This is a genomic window from Moellerella wisconsensis, assembly GCF_022592395.1.
GTDB lineage: Bacteria > Pseudomonadota > Gammaproteobacteria > Enterobacterales > Enterobacteriaceae > Moellerella > Moellerella wisconsensis.
The window spans coordinates 280795-294719 of sequence record NZ_CP093243.1 but is presented as its reverse complement, the minus strand read 5'-3'; the positions used below and the strand labels follow the sequence as shown (position 1 = coordinate 294719).

At 41.9% G+C, this 13925-nt stretch carries 14 protein-coding genes and 3 pseudogenes; 9 read left to right on the top strand and 8 right to left on the bottom strand.

The features are described from left to right. Positions 1–31: 31 nt before the first annotated feature. Both MNY66_RS17650 and MNY66_RS17645 read right to left on the bottom strand, forming a co-directional pair. The gene (locus MNY66_RS17650; RefSeq protein WP_048821767.1) at positions 32–259 is read right to left on the bottom strand and encodes a plasmid partition protein ParG; all 228 of its coding nucleotides are present in this window, start codon (positions 257–259) and stop codon (positions 32–34) included. A 116-nt stretch (positions 260–375) separates the two neighbouring features. Next, positions 376–999, bottom strand: coding sequence for an AAA family ATPase (locus MNY66_RS17645; protein WP_023159958.1), 624 nt, complete (start codon positions 997–999; stop codon positions 376–378). Between the two features lie 250 nt (positions 1000–1249). Between MNY66_RS17645 and MNY66_RS17640 the strand changes: the two genes are divergently transcribed. Then, on the top strand, positions 1250–1495 hold the full coding sequence (locus MNY66_RS17640; RefSeq protein ID WP_023159984.1) for an AbrB/MazE/SpoVT family DNA-binding domain-containing protein: 246 nt from the start codon (positions 1250–1252) through the stop codon (positions 1493–1495). Continuing rightward, positions 1495–1827, top strand: coding sequence for an endoribonuclease MazF (gene mazF / locus MNY66_RS17635; protein ID WP_023159957.1), 333 nt, complete (start codon positions 1495–1497; stop codon positions 1825–1827). The genes MNY66_RS17640 and mazF overlap by 1 nt, the downstream gene beginning before the upstream one ends. Here the strand turns inward: mazF and MNY66_RS17630 are convergent. The 5 genes and pseudogenes from MNY66_RS17630 to MNY66_RS17610 all read right to left on the bottom strand — a co-directional run. Further along, positions 1802–2131, bottom strand: a complete 330-nt coding sequence (locus MNY66_RS17630; protein ID WP_241501933.1) for an SMI1/KNR4 family protein — start codon at positions 2129–2131, stop codon at positions 1802–1804. The two genes, mazF and MNY66_RS17630, sit on opposite strands and share 26 nt — an antisense overlap. 66 nt (positions 2132–2197) lie before the next feature. After that, the gene (locus MNY66_RS17625; RefSeq protein WP_241501932.1) at positions 2198–2827 is read right to left on the bottom strand and encodes a GAD-like domain-containing protein; all 630 of its coding nucleotides are present in this window, start codon (positions 2825–2827) and stop codon (positions 2198–2200) included. 15 nt (positions 2828–2842) lie between these two features. After that, the gene (locus tag MNY66_RS17620; protein WP_241501931.1) at positions 2843–3490 is read right to left on the bottom strand and encodes a GAD-like domain-containing protein; all 648 of its coding nucleotides are present in this window, start codon (positions 3488–3490) and stop codon (positions 2843–2845) included. A gap of 7 nt (positions 3491–3497) precedes the next feature. Further along, a pseudogene (locus MNY66_RS17615) lies at positions 3498–3635 on the bottom strand (HdeA/HdeB family chaperone); the annotation flags it as partial. Between the two features lie 80 nt (positions 3636–3715). Beyond that, a pseudogene (locus MNY66_RS17610) lies at positions 3716–4363 on the bottom strand (type I restriction endonuclease subunit R, EcoR124 family); the annotation flags it as partial. A 518-nt stretch (positions 4364–4881) separates the two neighbouring features. On the opposite strand from MNY66_RS17610, the gene MNY66_RS17605 reads away from it, so the two are divergent. From MNY66_RS17605 to MNY66_RS17585, 6 genes and pseudogenes are all read left to right on the top strand, one after another. Then, positions 4882–5835 (top strand): tyrosine-type recombinase/integrase, encoded by a 954-nt coding sequence (locus MNY66_RS17605; protein ID WP_048821757.1) that lies wholly within the window; start codon positions 4882–4884, stop codon positions 5833–5835. A 15-nt stretch (positions 5836–5850) separates the two neighbouring features. After that, positions 5851–5985: a hypothetical protein gene (locus MNY66_RS17960; RefSeq protein WP_256326490.1), complete on the top strand. Its 135-nt coding sequence runs from the start codon at positions 5851–5853 to the stop codon at positions 5983–5985. Between the two features lie 118 nt (positions 5986–6103). Beyond that, positions 6104–6925 carry a TnsA endonuclease N-terminal domain-containing protein gene (locus MNY66_RS17600; protein ID WP_001029679.1) on the top strand — a complete coding sequence of 274 codons (822 nt, stop codon included), beginning with the start codon at positions 6104–6106 and terminating at the stop codon, positions 6923–6925. Then, positions 6912–9020 carry a DDE-type integrase/transposase/recombinase gene (locus MNY66_RS17595; RefSeq protein ID WP_000267723.1) on the top strand — a complete coding sequence of 703 codons (2109 nt, stop codon included), beginning with the start codon at positions 6912–6914 and terminating at the stop codon, positions 9018–9020. The genes MNY66_RS17600 and MNY66_RS17595 overlap by 14 nt, the downstream gene beginning before the upstream one ends. Continuing rightward, the gene (locus MNY66_RS17590; RefSeq protein ID WP_001276994.1) at positions 9017–10684 is read left to right on the top strand and encodes an AAA family ATPase; all 1668 of its coding nucleotides are present in this window, start codon (positions 9017–9019) and stop codon (positions 10682–10684) included. Before MNY66_RS17595 ends, MNY66_RS17590 begins: the two co-directional genes overlap by 4 nt. A 2-nt stretch (positions 10685–10686) precedes the next feature. Then, positions 10687–11298, top strand: a pseudogene (locus MNY66_RS17585) (TniQ family protein); the annotation flags it as partial. 188 nt (positions 11299–11486) lie between these two features. On the opposite strand, the gene MNY66_RS17580 reads toward MNY66_RS17585, so the two are convergent. Next, entirely contained in the window at positions 11487–13061 is a 1575-nt protein-coding gene (locus tag MNY66_RS17580; protein WP_071538080.1) for a methyl-accepting chemotaxis protein, read from the bottom strand. Between the two features lie 24 nt (positions 13062–13085). On the opposite strand from MNY66_RS17580, the gene MNY66_RS17575 reads away from it, so the two are divergent. Then, complete coding sequence (locus MNY66_RS17575; RefSeq protein WP_001067855.1) at positions 13086–13790, top strand: IS6-like element IS26 family transposase; 705 nt, start codon at positions 13086–13088, stop codon at positions 13788–13790. Positions 13791–13925: the final 135 nt, after the last annotated feature.

The window sequence follows — 13925 nt, the reverse complement described above, 5'->3', positions numbered from 1 at the left end:
GGATGAAATATCATCCCTATAAAACCACTACCTATTCATTTTCCTTTAGCCACTGATGAACATAATCTGATATTACTTCTTTCATTGTGGTGTTTCGTTTGACACATGCAGCTTTGAATCGAATTTGAGTATCTTCGTCAAGATCTACATTAATGCGTTTGGTTTTTGTACTTTTATCAAGAATTTTATCTAAGTCTCTGTTTTTACCGAATTTCATTTTCTGTGAATTTGCTGATTCGTTTACTTTTTTAAGTGCCATAAAGTATCTCTTTTAATTTCAAAACACAAATACGCTTATGTGTTTTAGCGCATTTGTGTAAATATATATTCGTGTCAATGTGTTAATGTGTCAATGTGTTAATGTGTTAATACACATTATGACTCAAAAATAGTCAAAATTTCTCTGGTTAGTATTTCTATCTCGCCTTTTGCATTTCCATCATTAGTTTCAAAAATACTCTTACCATCTAGAATAGATTTGATATAGCTCTGCCGTTGAGAAATAGCTGTTTTGAAAGAAGGCAAGCCAGTATCTTTGAGGTTGTCTTTTAATACTTGCAACATAGTTGTTTGGTCAATTTTACGAGTAATCAGAAATCTAGCTTCTACTTTACGGCTGTATGCTTGAGCTTCGAGGACCGATGTAACACTACCGGCTGCGGAAAAATCAAGAGGGCTTGGCGAGACTGGAATTATAACTAGATCACTAACCATAACCGCTGCTGATGTAATGACAGAAAGTGAACCAGCTCCATCTACGATGACAAAATCATAATCACTTAGATCTTTACGGATACTATAAACGTCTTTCTCACTGGCGGCGGTGAAAACATCATAATCACAGTTCCCTTCTTTAGACCAGTTAGATAGGCTCATTTGAGGATCTGTATCTACAACTGCTAATGAATAACCTGCTTTCTGCATAGCAGTAGCAACATTTATGACGGTGGTTGTTTTTCCAGACCCGCCTTTCGGATTTAAAAAAGAAATAACCTTCACTGGAAACCCTCATATGTGTGTTTGTGTTTTGTTCATTATCTAAGTAAGCCTAAAAATAATCAATGTGTATTTGTGTTTATGTGGGTTTGAGCTTAAACACATAGACACATACGGACCTTATCAAACTCATACATACACTTATGTGTTTATATGTTTATGTGTTTGTATCTCTATTATAATCAACAATGTTGATACATTTAAATTGGGGTGCTACTATTAAAACTCGGACGTTGAATTGTAGAGGTGATAAATGGCTCAGGTCACAGTAAAAAAATGGGGCAATAGCCCGTCTGTACGGCTTCCTGTTGCTATCATGCAAAAAGCGGCACTTAGCGTTGATGATACGGTTGAAATAGCGGTAGAAGAAGGTCGTATCATCATTACGCCAGTTAAAGCGGTAGAATACTCATTAGATAATTTGTTAGCCGGTATCACACCGGAGAATATCCATGAGAAAGTAGACTTCGGAGCTCGAACAGGTAAGGAATTAATTTAATGGTATCTCGATACGTACCTGATTCTGGCGATTTGATTTGGATTGACTTTGATCCAGTTGAAGGACATGAGCAGGGCGGTCATCGTCCAGCAGTTGTCCTTAGCCCTTTTGCATACAATAATAAAGTAGGGCTCTTACTATGCGTACCATGTACAACTAAAGGCAAAGGCTATCCATTTGAATGCGAACTCTCGAACGAAAGAGACAGCTACGCATTAGCGGATCAAGTTACATGTGTTGACTGGAGAGCTCGTAAAGTTACTAAAAAGGGCAAAGTGGAGGCATCAGAACTGGCAGAGATAAAAGCTAAAGCAAAGGCGTTAATAGGATAGATATAATACTTATAAGGGTTATGGAATAGAATGGAAAATGAGACACTACACACAGCAACAGGTAATCAAACTTTCCACCTATTGCTTCATCAAATGACAAGCAATAAATACTATATATCTCTTCCCCACAAATATCCCCACCACCATAATTATTTAAGAACCATTTATAATCATCGGGAAAATTTACGGATAACGCTTTTTCCGCAGATTCAATCCATTCTTGACCTGGAGCATCAACGGACGTTCCCATGTTGATTAAATCCGCATGCTCGTTAAAAAGATCTATCAATTCTTCTTTTTTCATAGAAAGCCGAGCTCTTTAATCAGTGAATCGAAATAGTGATCCCTCATCACACTACTCCTTAAAAAATCAAACATTTATCTCATCAATTTCAGGGTCTGCAAGCTGAGAAAGAATAGACAAATGAATACGTGCATCTACTTTTTGAATATATTTTATATCCAATTCACCACCTAAAGTTAATGCCGGTTCAAATCCGAATATTTCATTATCACCGAGAGGTCCGAATTTTTTTACTGCCTTTTCAAATAACCCTTTTTTATTTTGATACCCAATATCAAAGCTAATAAAAAATGATTCAATCCCAAAATCTAAATTCACATCATTCTGTTTATTTCTTAATGACTTTTTATTAACAATAAGAGTATTATATGATGATGAAATAGTAACACAACGACCTGTTTTTTCGCCGCATAAATATAAATTACCAAATCCGTTAATAGCAATAGCATGAAAGATATCAACTTCTTCTAAATATGTATCTTCCAACCATTCATCAACAACATCTTCATATTCTTCCGGATTTACTATTGTTAACAGCCCGTTATGATAACTACTCCAGCCTTCATCACGCCAATAATTCAACAACAATGGCGGTAACTTTGCCTTCCACTTTTCTATCTCTGTTTCAGGAACATACCGAGATGTAGTGGCTTCACCAACTTCATCAATAAAAAGACTAAAAGCTTCATCACGCATTTTAACACCATTATATCAAATATGTATCTCATCAATTTCAGGGTCTGCAAGCTGAGAAAGAATAGACAAATGAATACGTGCATCTACTTTTTGAATATATTTTATATCCAATTCACCACCTAAAGTTAATGCCGGTTCAAATCCGAATATTTCATTATCACCGAGAGGTCCAAGTTTTTTTACTGATTTTTCAAAAAGGCCCTTTTTATTATGCCCCTCAACTTCAGCAAACCCAAAAAGTGTCTGTATACTAATATTTCTACTTTTATTTGTATGTTCTCTTTTGATTTCTTTTTTTTGAATAAATATAGTATTAAACATAGGTGATATAACAACAGACTGCCCTGTTCTTTCACCACATAAATATAGATTACCAAAACCATTAATAGCTATTGCATGAAAAATATCGATGTCTTCTAAGTACGTATCTTCCAGCCATTCATCTACAACATCTTCATAGTCCGCTGGATTTACTATGGTAAATAATCCGTTATAGTAGCTACTCCACCCTTCATCATGCCAATACATCAATAGTAGCTCTGGTAATTTTTCTTCCCACTTTTTTATTTCTTCAGCAGAAGCATACCTTGATGTTGTAGCATCTCCAAATTCATCGATAAAAGCCTCAAAAAATTCATTTCGCATTTTATTTTCCTTTTCCACGACAAACTTCTACTTTTCCTTTTTGTGTCACAATCTCTGCTGCACCAATGGCGGTTGGATAAAAGTTATCATCGATGACCAAAAAATCTTCACACTTCCATTGCGATACAGGTTTAGTGTCCGTTGTTGCGAAAGCGGAAGTCGCTGTTGATTATCTACAAACAATCACATTGAAATCATCAACGCTTACTGATAATTGGCACTAATTATACCATGGAGTTCAGCTTATAATTGACCACCCACACCTTTGAATTTTTCAACAAAAGCGGCGATTTTCTGAAAAACTGTTTGCTTCTGCGTTCGGTACTGTGGATTCAAAGGGCTGAGCTTAGGTAATGCTTCATTAAGCGCAGTGCCATTTTCAGAGGCATACTCTCGCTTGAGTGATGAGGCCATATAGCGTTTGGCTGCTTCTTCATTGAGCTTTTCAGAGACAATAATGGCATCGGCTTCGCGCTTCTGTTCCGCCTGAGCGAACTTAAAGAAGGCGTCGATGATGCTGGCTTTGTCATTGAACTCATCTAGATTTGTCTGATGAATAAAATCAACCACTAAGCTCTCTTTCGCTCTATTGCCCAGGCTACCGCGGATCATACGGCGGACTTCTTCAATCAAACCTTCTTTACTCTTGTTCTTCTTATTATGATCAAAAATCAGTTCAAGAATGTAATCGAGATTGATTTCTTGAGATTTAAGCAAATCAACTTCAAAGACGACATCGCCCCAGTCTACTGTTGACTTATCTTTGTCCTGCCCTTCTTTATCACGGCGTAGCCAGTCGCGGGTATCGTTGTAGGTTGAGCGATAATCTTGTATCGCACGCTCGCTAGGCATGTCGATGGTTTGCATTGCCTCAATATCCGCATCGTAATAATCCTTATCTACTTCAATACTGTAACTCTCATCACCTAGTACGTAGAGAATTTTATAATCTCGCTCGATGGTTCGATAAATTTTTAACTGGCTATATCGCTTTCCATCTTTCACGGCTTTCTTATTAAAATCGGATTTGAATATGTAAACTAATAACATTACGAATGCTAGACAGATCCAAAATGTAATAACCAAACCAAAGCCCAAGTCGTTTACCGCTGACATTATCCCTTTCCGAAACAGTTAGGTAATTAGTAATGTAAAAATCATTATTAGTTTTATGAACTTACAACGTAATTTCATTATACAACAATTTAAAGATTGCAAGCCTTTTAATGCGTACAAATACCGATATTTTCACTTTTCGATGATAAATACCTGTGCTACGCTTTACTCGGTTAAATATACGTTTAATGTAGTAACTTTTTTTATTTTATGATTTATGGTTAGTGATGCTATTTGATGCACCAGAATTCACCACAATTTTCACACCGATTTTCAGCACCAAGGAGGCACCGATGGGAGAGTTAATTTTACGTGACAACGTAACAGAAATTGTTGATGTAAATAACATGACGAAAAACACCAACAATCCAGCAACCAGCTACTTGCTACGGCTGCGTTCCAAACAAAGCCAAAAGACAATGCGCTCCTGCCTAGTGTCAGTGGTTAAATTGTTTCGTGCTATGGACCCGTTTACTTTCGATTGGTCAATCATAGATCGAGATGCCGTTCAATTGGTACTTCAGAAATTAATACTGGAGAAAAAGACACCTAATAGTATAAACCTAATTCTGAGTGCTATTAAAGGGGTGGCTGAAGAAGCCAGAGCATCACGAATTATAGACAGTGATACATATCAAGATATTAGAAGCATACGCCGGATTCGTGGGAACCGTATCGGTCGAGGGCGTTCACTGAGTAGTAGTGAAATAACTGCTATTTATCAACACCTTGATAGCCTAAATACCGCAGTCTCGGTACGTGATGCGGCGATTGTATCATTAATGCTTGGCTGTGGTTTGCGCCGTGCTGAAGTCACTTTATTGGATATGGAAGATATCAATTTTGATAATTACTCCATTAAAATCATGGGTAAAGGAAACAAAGAAAGAACTAACTTCATGCCAAGTGACACGCTCCGTCGTATTCGTTTATGGATAGAAACTGTAAGAGGGGATCATACCGGTGCAGTTTTTACCCGCATACGTAAAAATGATGATGTGACTTGCGATAGAATAACAACCGATGGTTTACGGTATATTATTGATAAACTGGTGAAAGATTCAGCCTCTGATTCATTTACCCCCCATGACTGCCGACGAACCTATGCTACTAAGCTGTTAGAACTCGGTGAGGACCTACTTACTGTCAGGGAGGCTATGGGGCACAGTAGCGTAGCAACCACACAGCGGTATGACAAACGAGGTGTAACACGCTTAGAAGCTGCTGCAAGGAATCTTATATACTAATGATAGGATGGAAAAATGAGATCTGAAACGCACATTACCGAAACAGAAGCAAAAAAAATTGTTAATAACCAGATACCTAGCGATAAGTGGGTGTTACGTTCAATTGATGAACGTGACTATGGGACAGACTTCATTGTGGGCGGACAATAAAGTCTTAAACTGAACAAAATAGATCTAAACTATGACAATAAAGTCTTAAACTAGACAGAATAGTTGTAAACTGAAATCAGTCCAGTTATGCTGTGAAAAAGCATACTGGACTTTTGTTATGGCTAAAGCAAACTCTTCATTTTCTGAAGTGCAAATTGCCCGTCGTATTAAAGAGGGGCGTGGCCAAGGGCATGGTAAAGACTATATTCCATGGCTAACAGTACAAGAAGTTCCTTCTTCAGGTCGTTCCCACCGTATTTATTCTCATAAGACGGGACGAGTCCATCATTTGCTATCTGACTTAGAGCTTGCTGTTTTTCTCAGTCTTGAGTGGGAGAGCAGCGTGCTAGATATACGCGAGCAGTTCCCCTTATTACCTAGTGATACCAGGCAGATTGCAATAGATAGTGGTATTAAGCATCCTGTTATTCGTGGTGTAGATCAGGTTATGTCTACTGATTTTTTAGTGGACTGCAAAGATGGTCCTTTTGAGCAGTTTGCTATTCAAGTCAAACCTGCAGCAGCCTTACAAGACGAGCGTACCTTAGAAAAACTAGAACTAGAGCGTCGCTATTGGCAGCAAAAGCAAATTCCTTGGTTCATTTTTACTGATAAAGAAATAAATCCCGTAGTAAAAGAAAATATTGAATGGCTTTATTCAGTGAAAACAGAAGAAGTTTCTGCGGAGCTTTTAGCACAACTATCCCCATTGGCCCATATCCTGCAAGAAAAAGGAGATGAAAACATTATCAATGTCTGTAAGCAGGTTGATATTGCTTATGATTTGGAGTTAGGCAAAACATTGAGTGAGATACGAGCCTTAACCGCAAATGGTTTTATTAAGTTCAATATTTATAAGTCTTTCAGGGCAAATAAGTGTGCAGATCTCTGTATTAGCCAAGTAGTGAATATGGAGGAGTTGCGCTATGTGGCAAATTAATGAGGTTGTGCTATTTGATAATGATCCGTATCGCATTTTGGCTATAGAGGATGGCCAAGTTGTCTGGATGCAAATAAGCGCTGATAAAGGAGTTCCACAAGCTAGGGCTGAGTTGTTGCTAATGCAGTATTTAGATGAAGGCCGCTTAGTTAGAACTGATGACCCTTATGTACATCTTGATTTAGAAGAGCCGTCTGTAGATTCTGTCAGCTTCCAGAAGCGCGAGGAGGATTATCGAAAAATTCTTCCTATTATTAATAGTAAGGATCGTTTCGACCCTAAAGTCAGAAGCGAACTCGTTGAGCATGTGGTCCAAGAACATAAGGTTACTAAGGCTACAGTTTATAAGTTGTTACGCCGTTACTGGCAGCGTGGTCAAACGCCTAATGCATTAATTCCTGACTACAAAAACAGCGGTGCACCAGGGGAAAGACGTTCAGCGACAGGAACAGCAAAGATTGGCCGAGCCAGAGAATATGGTAAGGGTGAAGGAACCAAGGTAACGCCCGAGATTGAACGCCTTTTTAGGTTGACCATAGAAAAGCACCTGTTAAATCAAAAAGGTACAAAGACCACCGTTGCCTATAGACGATTTGTGGACTTGTTTGCTCAGTATTTTCCTCGCATTCCCCAAGAGGATTACCCAACACTACGTCAGTTTCGTTATTTTTATGATCGAGAATACCCTAAAGCTCAGCGCTTAAAGTCTAGAGTTAAAGCAGGGGTATATAAAAAAGACGTACGACCCTTAAGTAGTACAGCCACTTCTCAGGCGTTAGGCCCTGGGAGTCGTTATGAGATTGATGCCACGATTGCTGATATTTATTTAGTGGATCATCATGATCGCCAAAAAATCATAGGAAGACCAACGCTTTACATTGTGATTGATGTGTTTAGTCGGATGATCACGGGCTTTTATATCGGCTTTGAAAATCCGTCTTATGTGGTGGCGATGCAGGCTTTTGTAAATGCTTGCTCTGACAAAACGGCCATTTGTGCCCAGCATGATATTGAGATTAGTAGCTCAGACTGGCCGTGTGTAGGTTTGCCAGATGTGTTGCTAGCGGACCGTGGCGAATTAATGAGTCATCAGGTCGAAGCCTTAGTTTCTAGTTTTAATGTGCGAGTGGAAAGTGCTCCACCTAGACGTGGCGATGCTAAAGGCATAGTGGAAAGCACTTTTAGAACACTACAAGCCGAGTTTAAGTCCTTTGCACCTGGCATTGTAGAGGGCAGTCGGATCAAAAGCCATGGTGAAACAGACTATAGGTTAGATGCATCTCTGTCGGTATTTGAGTTCACACAAATTATTTTGCGTACGATCTTATTCAGAAATAACCATCTGGTGATGGATAAATACGATCGAGATGCTGATTTTCCTACAGATTTACCGTCTATTCCTGTCCAGCTATGGCAATGGGGTATGCAGCATCGTACAGGTAGTTTAAGGGCTGTGGAGCAAGAGCAGTTGCGAGTAGCGTTACTGCCTCGCCGAAAGGTCTCTATTTCTTCATTTGGCGTTAATTTGTGGGGTTTGTATTACTCGGGGTCAGAGATTCTGCGTGAGGGTTGGTTGCAGCGGAGCACTGATATAGCTAGACCTCAACATTTAGAAGCGGCTTATGACCCAGTGCTGGTTGATACGATTTATTTGTTTCCGCAAGTTGGCAGCCGTGTATTTTGGCGCTGTAATCTGACGGAACGTAGTCGGCAGTTTAAAGGTCTCTCATTTTGGGAGGTTTGGGATATACAAGCACAAGAAAAACACAATAAAGCCAATGCGAAGCAGGATGAGTTAACTAAACGCAGGGAGCTTGAGGCGTTTATTCAGCAAACCATTCAGAAAGCGAATAAGTTAACGCCCAGTACTACTGAGCCCAAATCAACACGCATTAAGCAGATTAAAACTAATAAAAAAGAAGCCGTGACCTCGGAGCGTAAAAAACGTGCGGAGCATTTGAAGCCAAGCTCTTCAGGTGATGAGGCTAAAGTTATTCCTTTCAACGCAGTGGAAGCGGATGATCAAGAAGATTACAGCCTACCCACATACGTGCCTGAATTATTTCAGGATCCACCAGAAAAGGATGAGTCATGAGTGCTACCCGGATTCAAGCAGTTTATCGTGATACGGGGGTAGAGGCTTATCGTGATAATCCTTTTATCGAGGCCTTACCACCATTACAAGAGTCAGTGAATAGTGCTGCATCACTGAAATCCTCTTTACAGCTTACTTCCTCTGACTTGCAAAAGTCCCGTGTTATCAGAGCTCATACCATTTGTCGTATTCCAGATGACTATTTTCAGCCATTAGGTACGCATTTGCTACTAAGTGAGCGTATTTCGGTCATGATTCGAGGTGGCTACGTAGGCAGAAATCCTAAAACAGGAGATTTACAAAAGCATTTACAAAATGGTTATGAGCGTGTTCAAACGGGAGAGTTGGAGACATTTCGCTTTGAGGAGGCACGATCTACGGCACAAAGCTTATTGTTAATTGGTTGTTCTGGTAGTGGGAAGACGACCTCTCTTCATCGTATTCTAGCCACGTATCCTCAGGTGATTTACCATCGTGAACTCAATGTAGAGCAGGTGGTGTATTTGAAAATAGACTGCTCGCATAATGGTTCGCTAAAAGAAATCTGCTTGAATTTTTTCAGAGCGTTGGATCGAGCCTTGGGCTCGAACTATGAGCGTCGTTATGGCTTAAAACGTCATGGTATAGAAACCATGTTGGCTTTGATGTCGCAAATAGCCAATGCACATGCTTTAGGGTTGTTGGTTATTGATGAAATTCAGCATTTAAGCCGCTCTCGTTCGGGTGGATCTCAAGAGATGCTGAACTTTTTTGTGACGATGGTGAATATTATTGGCGTACCAGTGATGTTGATTGGTACCCCTAAAGCACGAGAGATTTTTGAGGCTGATTTGCGGTCTGCACGTAGAGGGGCAGGGTTTGGAGCTATATTCTGGGATCCTATACAACAAACGCAACGTGGAAAGCCCAATCAAGAGTGGATCGCTTTTACGGATAATCTTTGGCAATTACAGCTTTTACAACGCAAAGATGCGCTGTTATCGGATGAGGTCCGTGATGTGTGGTATGAGCTAAGCCAAGGAGTGATGGACATTGTAGTAAAACTTTTTGTACTCGCTCAGCTCCGTGCGCTAGCTTTAGGCAATGAGCGTATTACCGCTGGTTTATTGCGGCAAGTGTATCAAGATGAGTTAAAGCCTGTGCACCCCATGCTAGAGGCATTACGCTCGGGTATCCCAGAACGCATTGCTCGTTATTCTGATCTAGTCGTTCCCGAGATTGATAAACGGTTAATCCAACTTCAGCTAGATATCGCAGCGATACAAGAACAAACACCAGAAGAAAAAGCCCTTCAAGAGTTAGATACCGAAGATCAGCGTCATTTATATCTGATGCTGAAAGAGGATTACGATTCAAGCCTGTTAATTCCCACTATTAAAAAAGCGTTTAGCCAGAATCCAACGATGACAAGACAAAAGTTACTGCCTCTTGTTTTGCAGTGGTTGATGGAAGGCGAAACGGTAGTGTCAGAACTAGAAAAGCCCTCCAAGAGTAAAAAGGTTTCGGCTATAAAGGTAGTCAAGCCCAGCGACTGGGATAGCTTGCCTGATACGGATTTACGTTATATCTATTCACAACGCCAACCTGAAAAAACCATGCATGAACGGTTAAAAGGGAAAGGGGTAATAGTGGATATGGCGAGCTTATTTAAACAAGCAGGTTAGCCATGAGAAACTTTCCTGTTCCGTACTCGAATGAGCTGATTTATAGCACTATTGCACGGGCAGGCGTTTATCAAGGGATTGTTAGTCCTAAGCAGCTGTTGGATGAGGTGTATGGCAACCGCAAGGTGGTCGCTACCTTAGGTCTGCCCTCGCATTTAGGTGTGATAGCAAGACATCTACATCAAACAGGACGTTACGCTGTTCAGCAGCTTATTTATGAGCATACCTTATTCCCTTTATATGCTCCGTTTGTAGGCAAGGAGCGCCGAGACGAAGCTATTCGGTTAATGGAGTACCAAGCGCAAGGTGCGGTGCATTTAATGCTAGGAGTCGCTGCTTCTAGAGTTAAGAGCGATAACCGCTTTAGATACTGCCCTGATTGCGTTGCTCTTCAGCTAAATAGGTATGGGGAAGCCTTTTGGCAACGAGATTGGTATTTGCCCGCTTTGCCATATTGTCCAAAACACGGTGCTTTAGTCTTCTTTGATAGAGCTGTAGATGATCACCGACATCAATTTTGGGCTTTGGGTCATACTGAGCTGCTTTCAGACTACCCCAAAGACTCCCTATCTCAATTAACAGCACTAGCTGCTTATATAGCCCCTCTGTTAGAGGGGGAACCGCAGAATTCGGAAAAAATCGTACGCTAAGCTAACGGTGTTCTCGTGACAGCTCTTTGACTAGGCTTTCTAAGGCCATTCTGATAGCCCTGACTTCCTGAAAAGCCATGGCTAAAATTTGTGCGGCTAAAAGGGATAACCGATGGTAAAGTAAGTTATCCCTGTCGAGATACTGAAAAGCGTTATCCTCGTTTTTCCCAAAACTGTTTTGCCAGTTCGCTCAGAGCGCTAGTTAACTGAGCGACAGATTTCGCACTTTGCAAATTATTCTGCCCGGTCTGTACATTGGTATCAGCAGCATCGCGTATATTGATAATACTGCGGTTTATGTCTTCACTTACTGCTCCCTGCTGCTCGACCGCAGTCGCTATTTGCGCGTTCATGTCGGTAATTTCGTTAACGCGTTGGCCAATTCCATCAAGAGCTGTAGCTGCTTCCTCTGCGTGAGCTACACTCGTGTGCGCTTGCCGACTACTTTGCTCCATGACTGTAACAGCGGATTGCGCTCGCTCTTGTAGAGCGCTGATCATGCTTTGAATATCCGTTGTCGATTGCTGTGTGCGAGCAGCAAGACTGCGAACCTCATCGGCGACAACAGCAAAACCACGCCCCTGCTCACCAGCACGCGCGGCCTCAATTGCTGCGTTGAGTGCCAACAAATTCGTTTGCTCGGCGATCCCTCGTATAACGTCAAGAACTTTTGATATCTCGTTACTTTGACCTTCAAGCTCATGAATAACCTGAGTGGCTTGCCTAATTTCACCTTCAAGGGCAGTGATTGACTGGCTTGTGTGGGCTACCAGACGCTGGCCAGATGCCGTCTCAGTGTCTGCTCTTCCGGCCGCATCTGCAGCATGCTGTGCATTGCTCGCAACCTCTTGAATGCTTGCCACCATTTGGTTTACTGCCGTTGCTATTTGATCTGTCTCTGCCTGCTGCTCAACTGTAAGTACATTGCTTGACTCAATATCCTTTAGTAGGCCTCGGGTGTGTTCGCTAAGCCGATTTGATGCATCACCTATGCGACCTACTATGGCGCCTGTTTCAGCTTGCATCATTCGTAAAGCAAACTCTATTTGGCCAAACTCATCGGTGCGCCCAGTGTAGAGGGATTGACTTAATGGGTTATTGGAAATATTCCTGGCTCTTTCAACCAGTCTTCCAAGAGGAGAGAGAATAGCCAAAACACTAACAGAGCTTAAGCTTCCTGACATTAAAGTGGCTAACAATAAGCTGCTTATTGATGTATCAGTAAGCATGCCGGCAGCCATTGCGCTTGATATAATACTACCCCATATGAGCAAGAGTATTTTCACGGAAAAGCTAGCAGCCAATTTCGGCCTCGCGGCCTTCCCGCTTCTCAATTGAGCATATAATTTTTCCGCAGCCAAAACCTGCTCAGGTTCAGGCTTGGTCCTTACAGACTGGTATTCAACAATCGAACCATTCTTAGCTATTGGCGTTACATAAGCACTTACCCAATAGTGGTCGCCATTTTTACAGCGATTTTTTACTAGCCCCATCCATGAGCGGCCAGATTTTAATGTACTCCACATATGCTCAAATGCAGCAGGCGGCATATCTGGGTGTCTTACGATGTTGTGAGGCTGGCCTAATAGTTCTTCCTCAGTGAAACCACTGATTTTAATGAAGTCAGGATTAACGTACGTGATATGGCTTTGAGGGGAGGTAGTCGAAAGAATATTGGCATCTTTTGGGGCACTGTTGCAAATAGTCGGTGGTGATAAACTTATCATCCCCTTTTGCTGATGGAGCTGCACATGAACCCATTCAAAGGCCGGCATTTTCAGCGTGACATCATTCTGTGGGCCGTACGCTGGTACTGCAAATACGGCATCAGTTACCGTGAGCTGCAGGAGATGCTGGCTGAACGCGGAGTGAATGTCGATCACTCCACGATTTACCGCTGGGTTCAGCGTTATGCGCCTGAAATGGAAAAACGGCTGCGCTGGTACTGGCGTAACCCTTCCGATCTTTGCCCGTGGCACATGGATGAAACCTACGTGAAGGTCAATGGCCGCTGGGCGTATCTGTACCGGGCCGTCGACAGCCGGGGCCGCACTGTCGATTTTTATCTCTCCTCCCGTCGTAACAGCAAAGCTGCATACCGGTTTCTGGGTAAAATCCTCAACAACGTGAAGAAGTGGCAGATCCCGCGATTCATCAACACGGATAAAGCGCCCGCCTATGGTCGCGCGCTTGCTCTGCTCAAACGCGAAGGCCGGTGCCCGTCTGACGTTGAACACCGACAGATTAAGTACCGGAACAACGTGATTGAATGCGATCATGGCAAACTGAAACGGATAATCGGCGCCACGCTGGGATTTAAATCCATGAAGACGGCTTACGCCACCATCAAAGGTATTGAGGTGATGCGTGCACTACGCAAAGGCCAGGCCTCAGCATTTTATTATGGTGATCCCCTGGGCGAAATGCGCCTGGTAAGCAGAGTTTTTGAAATGTAAGGCCTTTGAATAAGACAAAAGGCTGCCTCATCGCTAACTTTGCAACAGTGCCAATTTATGAGTAAAGGATTATGTCCACGATAAGCACCTGGGTCGATTCCTGGGAGGCGGCCATGAGGGTAGGGAAGCGCCGTC